A 16,295-nucleotide genomic window follows, 5' to 3' on the forward strand; every position below is an offset into this window, starting at 1 on the left:
GTCACCGCCTTTCAGACCAGGAACAACCCGGTGATGACCAGGTTCAGCAGGCCCACCGGGACGAGGAACTTCCAGCCCAGGTCCAGCAGCTGGTCGATGCGGATGCGCGGCAGGGTCCAGCGGATCCACATGGCCAGCAGGACGAAGGCGTAGGTCTTGATCAGGAACCACACCACCGGCGGCAGGATCGGCCCGTTCCACCCGCCGAAGAACAGGCTGGCCGCGATGGCGGACATGGTGAACAGGTTGGTGTACTCGGCGAACATGAACATGCCCCAGCGGATCCCGCTGTACTCGGTGAAGTAGCCCGCCACCAGCTCCGACTCGGCCTCGGCGAGGTCGAAGGGCGTGCGGTTCAGCTCGGCGATGGCGGCGATGAGGAAGACGATGAAGCCGAGGAACTGCGGGAAGACGAACCAGTACCGCTGCTGGGCCTCCACGATGTCCTGCAGGCTGAGGCTGCCCGCCAGCATGACCACGCCCAGCACCGCCAGCACCAGCGGGATCTCGTAGGCCATCAGCTGGGCCGCGGCCCGCATGGCACCGATCAGGGAGTACTTGTTGTTGGAACCCCAGCCGGCCATGAAGATGCCGAACAGGGTGAAGGACGAGACGGCGCTGAGGAACAGCAGGCCCAGGTTGAAGTCGGGCTGGACGCCGAAACCGGGCCCGACGGGCAGGATGACGAACAAAAGCACCGCCGGCGCGAACACCACCACCGGCGCCGCCGCCCAGACCCAGCGGTCCGCCGCCGCGGGCATGACGTCCTCCTTGGAGAACATCTTGATGGCGTCGGCGAAGAGCTGGGCCCAGCCGTGGGGCTTGCCGACCCGGTAGGGCCCCACCCGGTATTGCATGCGGGCGGACACCTTCCGCTCGAGCCAGACCAGGAACATGAAATTCACGCCGATGAAGGCGAGGGCAATGGTGGCCTTGAGGATGGCCCACAGCACCGCCACCAGCCACTCCGGCATCAGCGGTCGACCTCCCCGAGGACGATGTCGATGCTGCCGATGATGGCCACCACGTCGGCCACCAGGTGCCCCCGCGCCAGGATCGGCAGCAGCTGCAGGTTGACGAAGCAGGGCGAGCGCCAGCGGGCCCGGTAGGCGTTGGTGTCACCGGCCGCCACCAGGTAGACGCCCACCTCGCCCCGCGGCCCTTCCACCCGGTGGTACACCTCGCCGTAGGGCCGGATGGCCCGCGGCACCTTGGCCATCACCGGGCCGTCGGGCAGTTCCTTGACGGCCTGGCGAATGATCCGGGCGCTCTCCAGGATCTCGTACATGCGGACCAGGGCCCGGTCGTAGACGTCGCCGTTCTCCCCCACCGGAACGTCGAACTCGAACCGGTCGTAGGGCAGGTAGTTGTCGGCCTTGCGCACGTCGTACTTGATGCCCGAACCCCGCAGCACCGGCCCGCTGGCGCCGTAGGCCACGGCCACCTCCGGCTTCAGCACCCCGATGCCCCGGGTGCGGCGGATGAAGATCGGGTTTTCGATGAGCAGCTTCATGAATTCGGGCCAGTACTTGTTCTCCAGCTGGTCCAGGAAGGAGAGCAAATCTTCGATCCAGCCGTCGGGCACGTCGTTGCGCAGCCCGCCGATGCGCAGGTATGCGTAGAGGAACCGCGCGCCGGTGGCCTGCTCGAAAAGCTTGTAGCAGTACTCGCGGGCGGTGAAGGCGTGGAGGAACGCCGTCACCGCGCCCAGGTCGAGCCCGAAGGTGCCGAACCACAGCAGGTGGCTGGTGATGCGCTGCAGCTCGGAGAAGATCACCCGCAGGATCTGGGCCCGCTCGGGCACCTCCAGGCCCGTCAGCTTCTCCACCGCCTGCACCAGGGCCAGCTCGTTGGTGATGGCGGCCAGGTAGTCGTTCCGGTCCGAGAAGGGGACCGTCATGGCGTACGTCATGTACTCGGCGATCTTTTCCCAGTTGCGGTGCAGGTAGCCGATGTCGGGCTGGGCGTCGACCACCGTCTCGCCGTCCAGGCTGAGCACGACCCGCAACACCCCGTGGGTGCTGGGGTGCTGGGGGCCCATGCTCATGGTCATGGTCTGGCGCCCGCCTTCCAGGGGCTCGATCCGCACCCGGTCCCCCAGGCGTGGATCCAGCTCCAGCGGCTGCACCGGTTCCCGCGTCAGGCTCACGGCCCTCACCTCGCCTTCCCTATGCCCATACCAGCCCTTCCGGCGCGCTCATGCCCTTCCGTCTCCTCGCCGCGCCCTCACCGGCACCCGCTCCGCCGGGCCGGCGGGCGGGCCGGGCGCCGGCTCCGCCGGCCGTCAGCGCGGCCGCACCTTGCGCTCCCGCTTGGGCCGCCGGTCGACGAAGTCCTTGCGCAGCGGGAAGACGTCGTCCGGCGTCCACGGCGGCATCAGGATCCGCCTCAGGTCCGGGTGGCCGCTGAAGCGGACCCCGAACATGTCGAAGGCCTCCCGCTCGTGCCAGCCCGCGCCGGGCCAGACTTCGACCACGCTGGGGACCTCCGGCTGCTCCTTGCTCACGTTGACCTTGACCGTCAGGCGCCGGTCGTGGCCCACTCCCCGCAGCTGGTAGACCACCTGCAGGGCGTCCTTGTAGTCGACGCCGCAGAGATCGGACAGGTAGTCGAAACCCAGCTGGGGATCGTCGCGGAGGAACCGGGCCACCTCCAGCCACCGCTCCGCAGGCACGGTCACGATGGGGCAGCCGTCGGCGGTGGCAGCCACCGGATCGAAGCTCACGTCGGGAAAGGCTTCCCGCAGGCGGGCCACCACCGGATCCACCGCCGGCTCGGCGCCGGCCTCCCCCGCGGGCGCCTTCTTCTTGGCCTTGGGATCGACGAAGGTCCCCTCCGCCGGAAGCGGCAGCGCTTCGAGAAGGGGCTTGTCGTCCTGGTGCGTGTGCAGCGGGCGGTCGTCCCCGGCTTGGGCGGGCGCCGCCTCAGGGTGCTCGGCCACAGGTTCTTCCCCCCATTCTTCGGGCCCGCCGCCGGGCCGGGGCCGCCGGGTCTCCACAGCGGTCCGTCCCGGCGCCCTACCTGGCGGGCCCCGCCCGGCCCGGCCCGGGGCGCCGGCTCGTCCGCTCCGGCGGCCGCCGCCGGTGCGGGTCCCCAGGCAAACGCCAGCCCCGCTCCCCGCGGGGCTGCGACGTCGGATCTCAGGCCGGCAGGTTCGCCCGGGCCACCTTGTCTTGCAGCTTCATGATGGCGTAGATCAGCGCCTCCGGCCGCGGCGGGCACCCGGCCACGTACACGTCCACAGGAACGATCTTGTCGACCCCGTCGACCACATTGTAGCCCTGGTAGTACGGCCCGCCGTTGGACGCGCAGGCGCCCATGGCGATGACGTACCTGGGCTCGGCCATCTGGTCGTACAGGGTCTTGATCACCGGCGCCATCTTCTCGGTGACGGTCCCCGCCACGATCATCATGTCGGCCTGGCGCGGCGAGGCACGGAACACCGACCCCAGCCGGTCCAGGTCGATCCGGGAGGCGCCGGCCGCCATCATCTCGATGGCGCAGCAGGCGATGCCGAAGAGCAGGTACCAGAGGGAGTTCTTGCGGCCCCAGTTGACCAGGGTCTGGAGGTTGGTGGTGATCACGCCGGGAAGGTACTCCCAGACCCCAGGCAGGCGCTCCGCCGCCCGGTCGATCAGGTGCTCGGGGTCCGTCTCGTCCCAGGCCAAGTCGGCCACGGTGATGCCGGAGGGACCCGTCACCCGCGGGTTGGTCACACCCATCGTAACACCTTCTTCTTCCAGGCGTAGATCAGACCCACGCCCAGCATGACGATGAACAGGGCCATCTCGATGAAGGCGAAGGGACCCGCCTGGACCAGCTCGCGGAAGCGGACGGCCCAGGGATAGAGGAAGACCACTTCCACGTCGAACACCAGAAAGATCAGGGCGAAGATGTAATAGTGGATGCTGTACCGCACGCGGGCATCGCCGTAGGGGCGGATCCCGGTCTCGTAGGTGGTGAGCTTGCTGGGCTCGCGCCAGTCGCGCCGCAGCAGCCGGCTCACGGCCACGTTGACCATGGGGAAGCTGGCCCCGGCGATGAGGAAGACCAGCACGTCGATCCAGATCCGGGAATCCAACTGGCCGACCCCCGTTCCCCCGGCGGGCTGCCGCCACCGGACACCGTCTACCGGCCGGCGTTACCGGGTGGGCGTCACCGGGCAAGAGGTAAGAAAGGCGACGGGCGGGACTTCGTGAAATTCGGAACATGAAGGAGCCCGCCCGAAAGCCATCCACATTATATGGAGAAGCAAAAATGGGTGTCAACCAAAGCGCCATGCGGGCTGGTGCACTCTCAGGGCGCTGCCCGGAGGGCGCCGCCCGGAGCTTCACCGGGCCGGGGCCGGGCTCCCCCCTCTCGCCGGTCCCCGGCGCCGGTCACCGGGAGGCCGCCCCGTGTACCCCGGGCGCGCCGCCGGCATGCGCCGGCTGCCGCCGGGCCTTCGAGGTCCCGCCCCTTGCCGCTGCCGGCCCGCCGGTGGGGCCAGGTTCGTCCGCCGGGTGCCAGGCGGCCACGTTCCAGAAGAACCCGCCCGGGGAGCCGCTGATGGGGCCTTCCACCCCCTGCCGCACGCCCAGCACCAGGATCTCCTGCCAGAGGAACAGGGCGGGCTCCAGCTCGGCCAGCCGCTGCTGGACCTGGCGGTAGATCACCCGCCGGTCCCCGCCGCGCCGGCCCTCCTCCAGCAGCCGGTCCACCTCCGCGTCGTGCAACCCGGTGAAGTTGAGGTGGCCCGCGGAGTGCCAGAGGGCGTACCCGTCGGGGTCGACGCCCACGCCGACCCCGAGAAGGGCCGCCTGGTACCGGCCCTCCCGCAGGACCGCCACCAGGTCGGGCCAGTCCACCACCTGCACCTCGGCGGCAATGCCCACCTGGCGGAGGAACCCGGCCAGCATCTCTGCGGCCTCCTCGCGGTAGCGGTTCTCCCGGTGGGTGATGATCCGGATGGCCAGCTGCTGTTCGCCCCGCTCGCGCACGCCGTCGCCGTCGCCGTCGACCCAGCCGGCCTGTTCCAGCAGGGCGCGGGCGGCCTCCGGGTCATAGCGCGGCGGGGCCTGGGGCGCCGCCCACCAGGTCCCGGGCAGGCCCGGTCCCGCCAGCACCTCCGCATAGCGGCCGAACAGCGCGCCCACCAGGGCCGGACGGTCAACGGCCTGCTCCACGGCCCGGCGCACCGCCGGGTCGGCCAGGATCGGGTCGGCCAGGTTGTATGCCAGGTAGGTATAGCCCAGGTCCGGGAACTCCACCAGGCGCAGCGGCGCCTGTCCCGCCACCACCTGGCGGGCGGCCTCCGGCGAAAGCCTGCCGGCGTCGACCTCGCCTGCCAGGACCGCCCGGTCCAGCTCCTCCTGCTCGTGGAAGAACCGGACTACCACCAGCGGGTATCCGGGGGCCTGCTCCGGCGGCAGGTCCTCCCGGGCCACCAGTCGCGCCTGGACACCCGGCACCCAGCTGTCCAGGCGATAGGGCCCGGAACCCACGGGGTGGCCCGTGTGGAAGGGGTGGCGGGGGTCCAGTGCCTCGGCCCGGCTGGCGAAGGCGTGGGCGGGAACGACGGGAAGGGTGAAGAGCTCCAGCGCCGGCGCGTAGGGCTCGGAAAAGGTGACCACCACGGTCCGGGGATCGGGAGCCCGCACCGCCCCCCGCTCCAGCCAGCGGTCGTAGGCCGCCATGGCCCGGGCCTCCCAGGCGGCTTCGTCCAGCAGGCCTGCCTGGCGGTCCCGGTCCAGCCGCTCCAGCTCCGCCAGGTAGGTCGCGGCGCCGTTCAAGGCGGCCAGGTTGTAGGCCGCCAGGCGATCGGCCCGGGGGTGGAGGCGAGTGGTCAGGGAGAAGACCACGTCGCTGGCCGTCACGGGCCGCCCGTCCGACCAGGTGGCCTCCGCCAGGTGCAGCGTGTAGACGCGCCCGTCCTTGCCCACCTCCCAGGAAGCGGCCAGGTCGGGCTCCACCTCCATCCGGTCGTTGTACCGCACCAGGCTGCGAAAGAGCAGCGGCTGCAGGGGATCGCGCTCCGTCAAGAGCGGGTTCCACCCTTCAAACCCGCCCAGGCTGCCCAGCACCAGCTGGGGCGGCTGGGGGCCGTCCCCGGGCGCCGGTACAGGCGTCGCGCCACCGCCGGCCGGCATCGCGGGAGCGCGACCCGGGGTGCCGGCCATGCGCCAGATTCCTGCCACGGCGGTGATCACCAGGGCCAGGATCAATGCCGCCCCCAGGCGGCGCCGCCAGCTCAGGGTCTGCTCGGTCAAGCGCCATCCTCTCCCTAGCCGTTTCCCTACCCGTTGCTCACCCACGGCTCGCCGCGGCCAGGGCCTGGCCTGCCCTGCCCGGGCCCCGCCGCAGGCCCCGCGGGGGACGGCCGCCCTTCCCCCGTCCCTACCGCCGGGGCAGCTGGACCAGCCGCGCCCGGGCCTCGCCCCCCTCCAGCTCCAGCCACCCATAGCTCGGCGCCGGCGCCCAGCGCGGGTCGGTGGGCGAACCCGGGTTCAGCAACAGCACCCCATCCCGCCGCTCCACCAGCGGCTGATGGCTGTGGCCGAAGACCACCACCGCCGGCGGCGGTGCCTCGCCGGCAAAGGCCGCCAGGGCCCGCTCGGGGGTCGACCGTCCCCGGCCCAGATGCCCGTGGGTCACCCCCACCCGGACCTCGTCCCGTTCCACCACGACCCGGGGCGGCAGCCGCCGGACCACCTCCGGGTCGTCCACGTTGCCGTGGACGGCGACGACCGGCGCCAGCAGGGCCAGTTCATCATACACGTCCAGGCTCACCAGATCCCCCGCATGGATGATCAGGTCGGCCGCGGCAGCCGCCTCCAGCACTGCCGGGGGCAGTGCCCGCGCCCGGCCGGGGATGTGGGTGTCGGACAGCACCAGGACCCGCGTCGCCACCGGGCTCACCTTCCGGAGACGCCGTCAGGCGCCCGGGCCCGGTTCCACCGCTGCGCCGGTCTCCGCGGCCACCCGCGCCAGGTAGCCCTCCCGCAAGCGGGCGAACACCGGTCCGGGCCGGCCGCCGCCCACGGGCCGCCCGTCGACCTCCACCACGGCCAGCACCTCGCTATTGGTCCCCGAGAGGATGACCTCCTCCGCCCGCTCCAGCCAGACGGCGGGGATGGCCTGTTCCCGCACCGCCAGCCCCGCCTGCCGCGCCACGTCGAGGACCACGGCCCGGGTGACGCCGGGCAGGATGTTGGCCAGGGGGTGGGTGTATAAGACCCCGTCCAGCACCACGAACACGTTGCTCGACGTGCCCTCGGTCAGCAGGCCGTCCCGGACGAACAGGGCCTCGTAGGCCCCCGCCCGTGCCGCCTGCTGCTTGGCCAGGACGTTGGGCAGGAGACCGGTGGTCTTGACCCAGCAGAGCCCCCAGCGATTGTCCGGCACGGTGATGGCCTTGACGCCCCGCTCCACCGCCTCCGCCGGCGGCGTGCCGCCCGGCCGGGCGATGGCCACCACCGTGGGCTGCAGCCCCTGGGGCCAGGCATGGCTGCGCGGGGCGACCCCGCGGCTCACCTGGACGTACACCGACCCGTCCCGCACCCCGTTGCGCCGGATCAGCTCGTCGAGCAGGGCCGCCCACCGGGCCCGGTCATAGGGCAGGGGGATGTCCAGGGCCGCGGCGCTCTGCTCCAGCCGCTCCAGGTGATCGTCCAGGCGGAAGAACCGGCCGCCGTAGCAGCGGATCACCTCGTAGATCGCGTCGGCGAAGAGGAAGCCGCGGTCCTCCACGGGCACCACGGCCTGCTCGTAGGGAACAAAGGATCCGTTAAGGAAGACGACTTCCGGCGGCAAAGGGTTCCCCTCCCGCTCCGGGCCGCACCTGGCGCGCGCCCCGCACGGTGGCCCGGATGCATTCCAGCCCGTCCGGCCGGTAGAGGGCATTGCCCACCACCACGGTGTGGGCCCGGGCGGCCATGACCGCCGCCTGCTCGGCGGTGCTCAGCCCGCCGCCGTAGAACAGGCGGGCCCTCCGCAGGGCACCGGCCGCCGCCTCGACCCACGCCGGGTCGCCCAACCGGCCGCTGTACTCAATGTACACGATGTCTGCGCGCAAGAGCCTCTCCGCCACCGTCGCCCAGGCCGCCACCGCCGCGGGTCCTTCCGGCGGCCGCGCCGCCGCCACCCGGGCCACCGTGGCGGCGGGGTTGCAGACCACATAGGCCACCGTGACCACCCGGTCCCAGGGAACGGGAATGCCCGGCGCGATGCGGTGCAGGTTCGCAAAGGCTTCCTGGTGGGCGCCCACCAGCCAGCGGGGGTCGGTGGTGTTGAGCACCATGGGGATCAGGTACCAGTCGGCCCCCGGCACCACCGCCTGCACCGACGAGACCTCGATGGCCACGGGCAGCCCCGTCTCCCGGGCCGCACCCAGCAGGCCGAACACGGCCCCGCGCCGGATGCCGTCGCTGCCGCCCAGGACCAGGGCGTCGGTGCCGGTGGCCGGCAGCCGGGCAATGACCGCCGGATCCAGCGGGCGGGCGGGATCCAGCTTGACCACATGGCGCCAGTTCCGCCAGTCCATCCCCTTCCCCCCATGCTCTGGTCGCCGGCCCCGGGCGCACAGGCGGCCGGGGCCCGGGGCGGGCCCGGCAGGCTCGCTTCGCCACCGGCGGCCGCGGACCCTGCCCTGTTGTCTGGCGAATCATGGCTCCTCCCACCCCCGGCGGGCAGTCGCGGCGCTGCAGGGCGGCGGCGGGCCCCGCCGGCGAAGTGCCGGGGCCGGTGGCCGCGGCGGAGGAGCAGCACGGCCCCGTCAGGTGAAGTGCCTGGGTCGGGGGCCGCGTTGGAGAGGACCGCGAGCCCCGCCGGCGGCGTGCCGGAGGCCGGCGGCGTGCCGGAGGCCGGCGGCGGCGCACCAGCGCGGACCGCCGGCGACCCCCGTTCAGGCCCGGCCGGCCGCACCGGGCCGTCGCCGGCCTTCGGCCAGCAGCCAGGCACAAGGCAAGACCACCAGGGTCAGGACCGTGGAGGTGAACAGGCCGCCCACCAGCACCGCCGCCAGGGGCACCTCCAGCTCGCTGCCCTGCCCCGGCACCAGGATCATGGGCAGGGAGCCCAGCAAAGTGGTCAGGGCCGTCATCAACACCGGCCGCAGCCGCCGGCTCCAGGCCAGGCGGATGGCGGTCGCGGCATCCGCACCGGCCGCCCGGTAACGGCGCGCGGCGTCGACCAGCACGATGCCGTTGTTGACCGCGATCCCCGCCAGGACCACGGCCCCCATCACCGCCGTCAGCCCAATGGCATGGCCGGTGGCGGCCAGGCCCGCCACGGCGCCGGTCAGGGCCAGGGGCAGGGTCACCATCATGAGGAGGGGATGCACCAGGGATTCGAACTGGGCCGCCATCGCCATGTAGATCAGAAGCAGGGCGCCCAGGGCCGCCGGTACCAGTGTGCCGAACCCTTCGGCCATCAGCACGGCGGTGCCCGCCGGTTCCACCGCGGCGCCCGGCGGCAGCACGGCGGCCACCCGCTCCCGCGCCCGGGCCACGGCGGTGCCCAGGTCAACTCCCTGGACCCGGGCCGTCAGGGTCGCCGCCAGCCAGCCGTCCCGCCGCACCAGGGCGGCCGGCGTGTGGCCAGGGCGCACCAGGGCCAGGTCGGCCAGCCGCGCCCAGCCCGTTCCTCCGGCCACGGGCAGGCCCGCCAGGCCCCCGCTGCCAGCACCTTGCGGTGCTCCGGCATCTTCAAGGCCCCCGCCGTCCGGGGGTTGCGCGGCACCTTCCCCGCCCCCGGCAGCCGCCGCGGCGCCTGCGCCGCCTGCGCCGCCCGCGCCGCCTGCCAGGACCGGGATGGCCGTCCCGGCCGGCGCCTCGCCGAGGCGCAGGACCACGGGCAGCCAGCGCCCTTCCACGCGCGCCCGGGCCACCGTCTCGCCGGCCAGGGCCAGGCGCAGCTGCTGCCCCACCTGGACCGGGGCCAGCCCAAAGCCCGCCGCGGCCGCCGCGTCGACCCGGACGGCCAGGCGGGGCTCGCTGCGGTCCAGATCGACCGCCACGTCGGCCAGCCCGGGGGTGGCCGCCAGGGCACGGCGAGCCCGTTCCGCCGCCCGGGCCAAGGTGGCGGCGTCGGGAGCCCGCACCGCCAGTTCCACCACCGGCGCCCCGGCCCCCACTTCGGCCCAGAGGTTGCGCGGCCGCACGGTGACCTCGGCTCCCCCGAGGCCGCCGCGGCCTTCCCCGGCCCGGGCCAGGAGCCGGCGGATGCGCTCGGCCCAAGCCTGGGACGAACCGGCCCCTGCCGCCAGCTGGACCCTGACCAGCCCCTGATTCGGCCCTCCCGCCTGCCCCGGCCACGGGCCGCCGCCCGCCCGGCTGATCACCGCCTGGATCCCGGGCAGGCCGGCCAGGGCCGACTCCACCTGCCGGATGGCGCCGGCGGTGGCGGCCAGGGACGCCCCTTCGGGCAGGGTCACGGCGATGTCCACAGCGCCCTCGTCCACCGCGGGCAGGAATTCAGTCCCCAGGCGCGCCGCCGCCGGGATGGAAGCGGCCACCATCACCAGGGCCGCCAGCAGCGTCAGGCCCGGGCGGGCCAGGCAAGCCTCCACGGGCCGCGGCAACCGGCCGGCTGCGCCCGCCCCTCCGGTGTCGGCGGCGGAGGCGGGCGCAGCGGGCCGGCCGAACGGTGCGGCGGCCGGCCATCCGCCGGCGGGAGACCGCGGGCCGGCAGCTGCTGGGGCGGGAACCTGGGGGCTTGGAGCGCCGGCCGGCGCCGTGGCCGGTTCTTCCAGCCACCAGGCCGCCAGGGCGGGAACCATCGTGACGGCGACCAGCAGGGAGGCGGCCTGGGCCAGGGCGTTGGTCACCGCCAGGTCATGGAACAGCTGGCCAGGCAGCCCGCCCAGGAAGAGCACGGGCAGGAAGACGATCAGGTTGGTGACGGTGGAGCCGGCGATGGCGGCCGCCACCTCCTCGGTGCCGGCCGCGGCGGCCTCGGCGGCAGGGAGGCCTTCCTGCCGGCGGCGGGCAATGCTCTCCAGCACCACGATGGCCTGGTCGACCAGCACCCCCGCACTCAGGGCAAGGCCGCCCAGGCTCATCACGTTGAGGGTCATGCCGGCCAGGTGCATGGCGGCCAGGGTGGCGCAGGCGCTGACGGGAATGGCGGCGGCGATGACCAGCACCGCCCGGCCGCGGCGCAGGAAGAGCCAGAGGATGGCCACGGCCAGCAGGCTGCCGGCCAGCAGGGACTGCCCCACGCCCCGCACCGCCCGCTCCACCAGCAGGCCGCCGTCGTAGGTCACCGTGGCCTGCCAGCCCGGCAGGGAGGCCAGGGCGGCCGCCAGGGCCGCGCGCACCGCCCGGCTGACGGACACGGTGTTGGCCGCGGGTTCCTGGTAGATCACCAGGCCCAGGCCGTCCCTGCCGTTCAGCCGCTCCAGGCTGCCGGGCGGATCCCGCCGGATGTGGATCCGGGCCACGTCGCCGAGCCGCACCGGCACGGCGCCGGCCAGCCCCGGCGTCCCCTGCCCCGCGGCCCGGCCGAAGACGCCGGCCGCCACCGCGGCCGGGTCCCCTCCACCCCCGGCCGCGGCGCCCCACCCCGGAACCCGGCCGGGCGCCGCGCCATCGGACCCCGGAGCCCGCCCCGTTCGACCACCGGGGGCCGCGCCACCAGGGGCCTGGGCGAGATCCGTTCCCCCCGCCATCCCGTCCCGGGACCGAGAAGGGGACAGTCCGGGAAGCGGCCCGCCACCCAGCTTCCGGAGCAACGCTCCCGGGTCCCGCAGCAGGTCCCCCAGCGTCCTGCCGGGCGGGAGCGGCAGGCCGGGGTCGTTGCCCGGGACGCCGGGGACGCCGGGGACACCGCCCGGCGCCGCCGGTGCCGCCGGAGCCGGCACCGCCACCGGCGAGGACAGGCCGACCACCACCCGCTCCAGCTCCTCCAGGCGGTGGAACCCGCCCTCCACCTCCACGGGCCAGCGGCGGCTCCCGTCGCTCCCCGCCACGGCGCCTGCCGGCACGGTGGCGGCGGCCGCCGCCACGGCGACCTGCACCTGCCCCGGCACCAGCCCGTGCCGCCGCAAGGCTGCGGCGTCCAGCACCACCTCCACCCGCTCCGCGGGAGCGCCGCGCAGGGTGACGGCGGCCACGCCGGGCACCGCCTCCAGCCGCGGCAGCAGGACCTCTTCCGCCCGGCGGGCCCGTTCCACCGCGTCACCGGGCCCCGCCAGGCTGATCTCCATGACGGGCAGCTGCTGGGGGTCGAACCGCAGGATCTGGGGCCGGCCCGTCCCGGGCGGGAGGGGCACGGCGTCCAGGCGCTGGTGCACCTGCTCCCGGGCCGCCTCCAGGTCGGTCCCCCAGTGGAAGCGCAAAACCACCACGGCCGTCTCGTCACCGGAGCGGGTGGTGATCTCTTCGACCCCGTTGACGGTCCGCAGAGCCTGGGTGAGGGGCTGGCCCAGCAGCTGGTCGATGGCCTCGGGGGAGGCCCCCGGGAGGGAGGCGACCACCGTCAGCACCGGCGGGTTCAGGGCAGGCAACAGGCCGACGGGCAAGGTGCGCAGGGCGAAGAACCCGGCCCACACCAGCACCCCCATGGCCATCAGGGTGGCCACCGGCCGTGCGATGGCCCAGCGCCAGACCGGCACCGCGGACCCTCCCCGAAAAGGACCGGCGGCGCGCCGGCGCCGCCGGTTGGGAGGGTGGCCCGCCGGCCCCCCTTTTATCCCCGCATTTGCGCTCCCTGGACCGCGGGCGACCTGCTGGGCCGCCCTCCTGTCCACCCGGTCCACCCGGGCTGCTCCCCGCAGGCCAGCCCGGCCGGAGCCACCGGTCCGGCCATCTAGCCCTTCAGCCGCTCCCTCAGGAGCTCGTTGACCCGCTGGGGATTGGCCTTGCCCTTGCTGAAGCGCATCACCTGGCCGACCAGGAAGCCCAGGGCCGTCTCCTTGCCGCCCCGGTAGTTGGCCACCGCCTCGGGGTTCTCGGCGATGGCCCGGTCGACCCACTCGGCCAGCTGGGCCTCGTCGGTCACCTGCACCAGGCCCCGCTCCCGGACGATGACCTCCGGGTCGCCACCTTCTTCAAGCATGATGGCGAAGACCTGCTTGGCGATCTTGCCGCTGATGGTGCCCTGGTCGACCAGCCGGAGCAAGGCCGCCAGCTGGCCCGGCCCGAAGGGCAGGTCCTGGACCGATCGCCCCGTGGCGTTGAGGTGGGCCAGCACCTCGCTCATGATCCAGTTGCTGGCCGCCTTGGGCGCCACCCCTGCCGCCACCACGTCCTCGAAGAACCGGGCCAGGGCCGGATCGGCGGTCAGCACGCCCGCGTCGTAGGCCGGCAGGCCGAGTTCGTCCACGTACCGGGCCCGGCGCTGGCGGGGCAGCTCCGGCAGCCGCGCCCGCAAGCCCTCGACCCAGGCCTCGTCCAGCACCAGCCGGGGCAGGTCGGGCTCGGGGAAGTAGCGGTAGTCGTGGGCCTCCTCCTTGCCGCGGGAGGGCCGGGTCACGCCCCGCCCCTCGTCCCAGTGGCGGGTCTCCCGCTGCAGCGGCTCGCCCCGGCGCACCGCATCCAGGTGCCGGGCCACCTCATGCTCCAGGGCCCGCACCACCGAGCGGAAGGAGTTGAGGTTCTTGATCTCGCTGATGGGGGTGCGCAGGTCGGTCCCGCCCGGCCCGGCCCCCGCCACCACCACGTTGACGTTGGCGTCGCAGCGCAGGGAGCCCTCCTCCATGCGCACGTCGGAGACGCCGGTGTAGAGGATGGCGGCCCGCAGTTCCTGCAGGAACAGGCGCGCCTCCTCGGGCGAGGCCAGGTCGGGCTCGGTGACGATCTCGATCAGGGGCACCCCCGCCCGGTTGAAGTCCAGGAGGGTCCCCGTGGCGTCCTGGTCATGGACGGACTTGCCGGCGTCCTCCTCCAGGTGCAGCCGCCGGATGCGGATGCGCTTCGGGCCGTCCGGCGTGTCGATCTCCACCCACCCGCCGGTGGCCAGGGGCTGGTCGTACTGGGAGATCTGGTAGCCCTTGGGCAGGTCGGGGTAGGTGTAGTTCTTCCGGTCGAACTTGGTCTCCCGGGCGATGCGGCAGTTGAGGGCCAGGGCCGCCAGGGCGGCGTACTCCAGGGCCTGCTGGTTGAGGACCGGCAAGGTGCCGGGCAGGCCCATGCACACCGGGCAGACGTGGGTGTTGGGCTCGGCGCCGAACTGGTTGGGGCAGCTGCAGAAGATCTTGGTCCGGGTGCGCAGCTCCACGTGGACTTCCAGCCCCACGATCACCCGGTAGCGCAGCCCGTCCTGCTCCTGCCACGGATCCGCGGACGAACCGGCCGCCGGCCGCGGGCCTCCGGCGGCAGGGGTCGCAGCGGCCTGCCCCGCAGCGGCATCACGCACCGCAACCCCAGTCGCCGCGGCCGGCGCCATGGCGGCCCCGGGCGGCATCGCCGCGGCGTCGTGGGCACGATGGGCCTCCGCCGCACCCGTCATGCCGCAACCCTCCCCACAGGCGGCCGCAGGTCCAGCTGCAACCGCTGCTCGATGGCGTAGGCGACGCGCAGCACCGCGTCCTCGGCGAAGGGCCGGCCGATGATCTGCAGCCCCACGGGCAGCCCGCCGGCGAAGCCGCAGGGGACCGACACCGCCGGCAGGCCCGCCAGGTTGACGGGCAGCGTGCAGATGTCCGCGGCGTACATGGCCAGCGGGTCCTCGGTGCGGGCGCCCAGGGGGAAGGCCACCACCGGCGAGGTGGGGGTGATCAGCACGTCGAAGGTGGCGAAGAGCCGGTCGAAGTCGTCCTTGATCAGCCGGCGCACCTGCAGCGCCTTGCGGTAGTAGGCGTCGTAGTAGCCTTCCCGCAGGGCGAAGGTGCCCAGCAGGATGCGGCGCTTGACCTCGGGGCCGAAGTTCTTCCGGGTCTCCAGGTACATGCCCGCCAGGTCGCCGGCCTCGGCCCGGAAGCCGTACCGCACGCCGTCGTAGCGGGCCAGGTTGGAGGAAGCCTCCGCCGTGGCGATCAGGTAGTAGGCGGGCAGGGCGTGCTCCGCCGACGGCAGGGAGGTCTCCTCCGCCACGGCGCCGTCGGCCACCAGCCGCTCCACCGCCGCCCGGACCGCCTCCGCCACCGGGGGTTCCACCGCCTCGCCGTAGAACTCCCGGGGCAGGCCGATGCGCAGGCCCTCCACCTCCCCGGTCAGGGCGTCGCGCCAGGCGGCCACCGGCACGGGCGCCGAGGTGGCGTCCGCCGGATCCTGGCCGGCGATGGCCTCCAGCAGCAAGGCTGCATCGGTGACGTCGCGGGCCAGGGGGCCGATCTGGTCCAGGGACGAGGCGAAGGCGATCAGGCCGTAGCGGGACACCCGGCCGTAGGTGGGCTTGAGCCCTACCACGCCACAGAAGGCCGCCGGCTGGCGGATGGAGCCGCCGGTGTCCGAACCCAGGGCCGCCGGCGCCTCGCCCGCCGCCACCGCCGCCGCCGACCCGCCGCTGGATCCGCCGGGCACCCGCTGGGGATCCCAGGGGTTGCGGGTGATGCGGAAGGCGGAGTTTTCCGTGGACGACCCCATGGCGAACTCGTCCATGTTGGTCTTGCCCAGGATCACGGCCCCCGCCCGGCGCAGCCGCTCCACCGCCGTGGCCGTGTACGGCGGCCGGTATCCGGCCAGCAGCCGGGAGGCCGCCGTGGTCGGAACGCCCTGGATGCAAAGGTTGTCCTTGACGGCCACGGGCACCCCCGCCAGGGGCCCCGCCGCCTCGCCCCGGCGGCGCTTTTCGTCTTCCTCGCGGGCCTGGGCCAGGGCCAGCTCCGCCGTCACCGTCAGGTAAGCCCCCACCGTGCCGTCCAGCTCCTGGATCCGGTCCAGGAAGAGGCGGGTCAGCTCCCGCGAGCTGACCTCCCCCTTCGCCAGGCGCTGGGCCAGGCGGTGGGCCGGCTCGAACCAGAGTTCCTCCATCATTCGATCACCCGGGGAACGCGCAGGAATGGGCCGTTGCGATCGGGGGCGGCAGCCAGCAACGCCTCCCGGTCCGTCCCCGGCCGGGGCTCGTCGGGCCGGGTGACGTTGCCCAGGCCGCCCAGAACGTGGGTCAGGGGCTCGGCGTCGCCGGTCTCGACCCGGCGCAGCTGGGCCATGGCCTCGACGATGCGGACCATCTGGCCGGCCAGGCGCTCCTCTTCCGCCGGATCGAGCCCCAGCCGGGCCAGGGCGGCGATGCGCCGCACCTCCTCCCGCGTGATGTCGGCCATGCTCGTCCTCCTTTCGTGCGGCCATTATACACCAAGCCTTCCCGGCCCCGGAGGAACCGGCAGCGCCGCCCGCCGCAGGCCGAGCACCCCCCGGCGCAGGACGGCGCGCAGC

13 protein-coding genes are annotated in these 16,295 nt (G+C 73.8%); all 13 read right to left on the reverse strand.

What is annotated here, in order from left to right:
• Positions 1–11: 11 nt before the first annotated feature.
• On the reverse strand, positions 12–974 hold the full coding sequence (gene nuoH / locus ACZ5T9_RS00840) for an NADH-quinone oxidoreductase subunit NuoH (protein ID WP_006904538.1): 963 nt from the start codon (positions 972–974) through the stop codon (positions 12–14).
• Positions 974–2,149 carry an NADH-quinone oxidoreductase subunit D gene (locus tag ACZ5T9_RS00845; RefSeq protein WP_006904539.1) on the reverse strand — a complete coding sequence of 392 codons (1,176 nt, stop codon included), beginning with the start codon at positions 2,147–2,149 and terminating at the stop codon, positions 974–976. Before ACZ5T9_RS00845 ends, nuoH begins: the two co-directional genes overlap by 1 nt.
• Before the next feature lie 135 nt (positions 2,150–2,284).
• Positions 2,285–2,941, reverse strand: a complete 657-nt coding sequence (locus ACZ5T9_RS00850; protein WP_006904540.1) for an NADH-quinone oxidoreductase subunit C — start codon at positions 2,939–2,941, stop codon at positions 2,285–2,287.
• Positions 2,942–3,140: 199 nt separating this feature from the next.
• The gene (locus tag ACZ5T9_RS00855) at positions 3,141–3,722 is read right to left on the reverse strand and encodes an NADH-quinone oxidoreductase subunit B (RefSeq protein ID WP_006904541.1); all 582 of its coding nucleotides are present in this window, start codon (positions 3,720–3,722) and stop codon (positions 3,141–3,143) included.
• A complete protein-coding gene (locus ACZ5T9_RS00860) occupies positions 3,713–4,081 on the reverse strand; it encodes an NADH-quinone oxidoreductase subunit A (RefSeq protein ID WP_006904542.1) in 369 nt (122 codons plus the stop codon). The genes ACZ5T9_RS00855 and ACZ5T9_RS00860 overlap by 10 nt, the downstream gene beginning before the upstream one ends.
• A gap of 298 nt (positions 4,082–4,379) precedes the next feature.
• Positions 4,380–6,248 carry an ABC transporter substrate-binding protein gene (locus ACZ5T9_RS00865; protein ID WP_464833453.1) on the reverse strand — a complete coding sequence of 623 codons (1,869 nt, stop codon included), beginning with the start codon at positions 6,246–6,248 and terminating at the stop codon, positions 4,380–4,382.
• A 127-nt stretch (positions 6,249–6,375) separates the two neighbouring features.
• Positions 6,376–6,888 carry a metallophosphoesterase family protein gene (locus ACZ5T9_RS00870; protein WP_464833454.1) on the reverse strand — a complete coding sequence of 171 codons (513 nt, stop codon included), beginning with the start codon at positions 6,886–6,888 and terminating at the stop codon, positions 6,376–6,378.
• A 24-nt stretch (positions 6,889–6,912) separates the two neighbouring features.
• Complete coding sequence (gene dat, locus ACZ5T9_RS00875) at positions 6,913–7,791, reverse strand: D-amino-acid transaminase (protein ID WP_464833455.1); 879 nt, start codon at positions 7,789–7,791, stop codon at positions 6,913–6,915.
• Positions 7,766–8,521 (reverse strand): geranylgeranylglyceryl/heptaprenylglyceryl phosphate synthase, encoded by a 756-nt coding sequence (locus ACZ5T9_RS00880; RefSeq protein WP_464833456.1) that lies wholly within the window; start codon positions 8,519–8,521, stop codon positions 7,766–7,768. Before ACZ5T9_RS00880 ends, dat begins: the two co-directional genes overlap by 26 nt.
• A gap of 360 nt (positions 8,522–8,881) precedes the next feature.
• Entirely contained in the window at positions 8,882–12,592 is a 3,711-nt protein-coding gene (locus ACZ5T9_RS00885; RefSeq protein ID WP_464833458.1) for an efflux RND transporter permease subunit, read from the reverse strand.
• A 194-nt stretch (positions 12,593–12,786) separates the two neighbouring features.
• Positions 12,787–14,427: an Asp-tRNA(Asn)/Glu-tRNA(Gln) amidotransferase subunit GatB gene (gene gatB, locus ACZ5T9_RS00890; RefSeq protein WP_464833459.1), complete on the reverse strand. Its 1,641-nt coding sequence runs from the start codon at positions 14,425–14,427 to the stop codon at positions 12,787–12,789.
• The gene (gatA, locus tag ACZ5T9_RS00895) at positions 14,424–15,893 is read right to left on the reverse strand and encodes an Asp-tRNA(Asn)/Glu-tRNA(Gln) amidotransferase subunit GatA (RefSeq protein ID WP_464833460.1); all 1,470 of its coding nucleotides are present in this window, start codon (positions 15,891–15,893) and stop codon (positions 14,424–14,426) included. Before gatA ends, gatB begins: the two co-directional genes overlap by 4 nt.
• Entirely contained in the window at positions 15,890–16,183 is a 294-nt protein-coding gene (gene gatC, locus ACZ5T9_RS00900; RefSeq protein WP_006904550.1) for an Asp-tRNA(Asn)/Glu-tRNA(Gln) amidotransferase subunit GatC, read from the reverse strand. The genes gatA and gatC overlap by 4 nt, the downstream gene beginning before the upstream one ends.
• Between the last annotated feature and the right edge of the window lie 112 nt (positions 16,184–16,295).

This window comes from Thermaerobacter nagasakiensis (assembly GCF_055396825.1).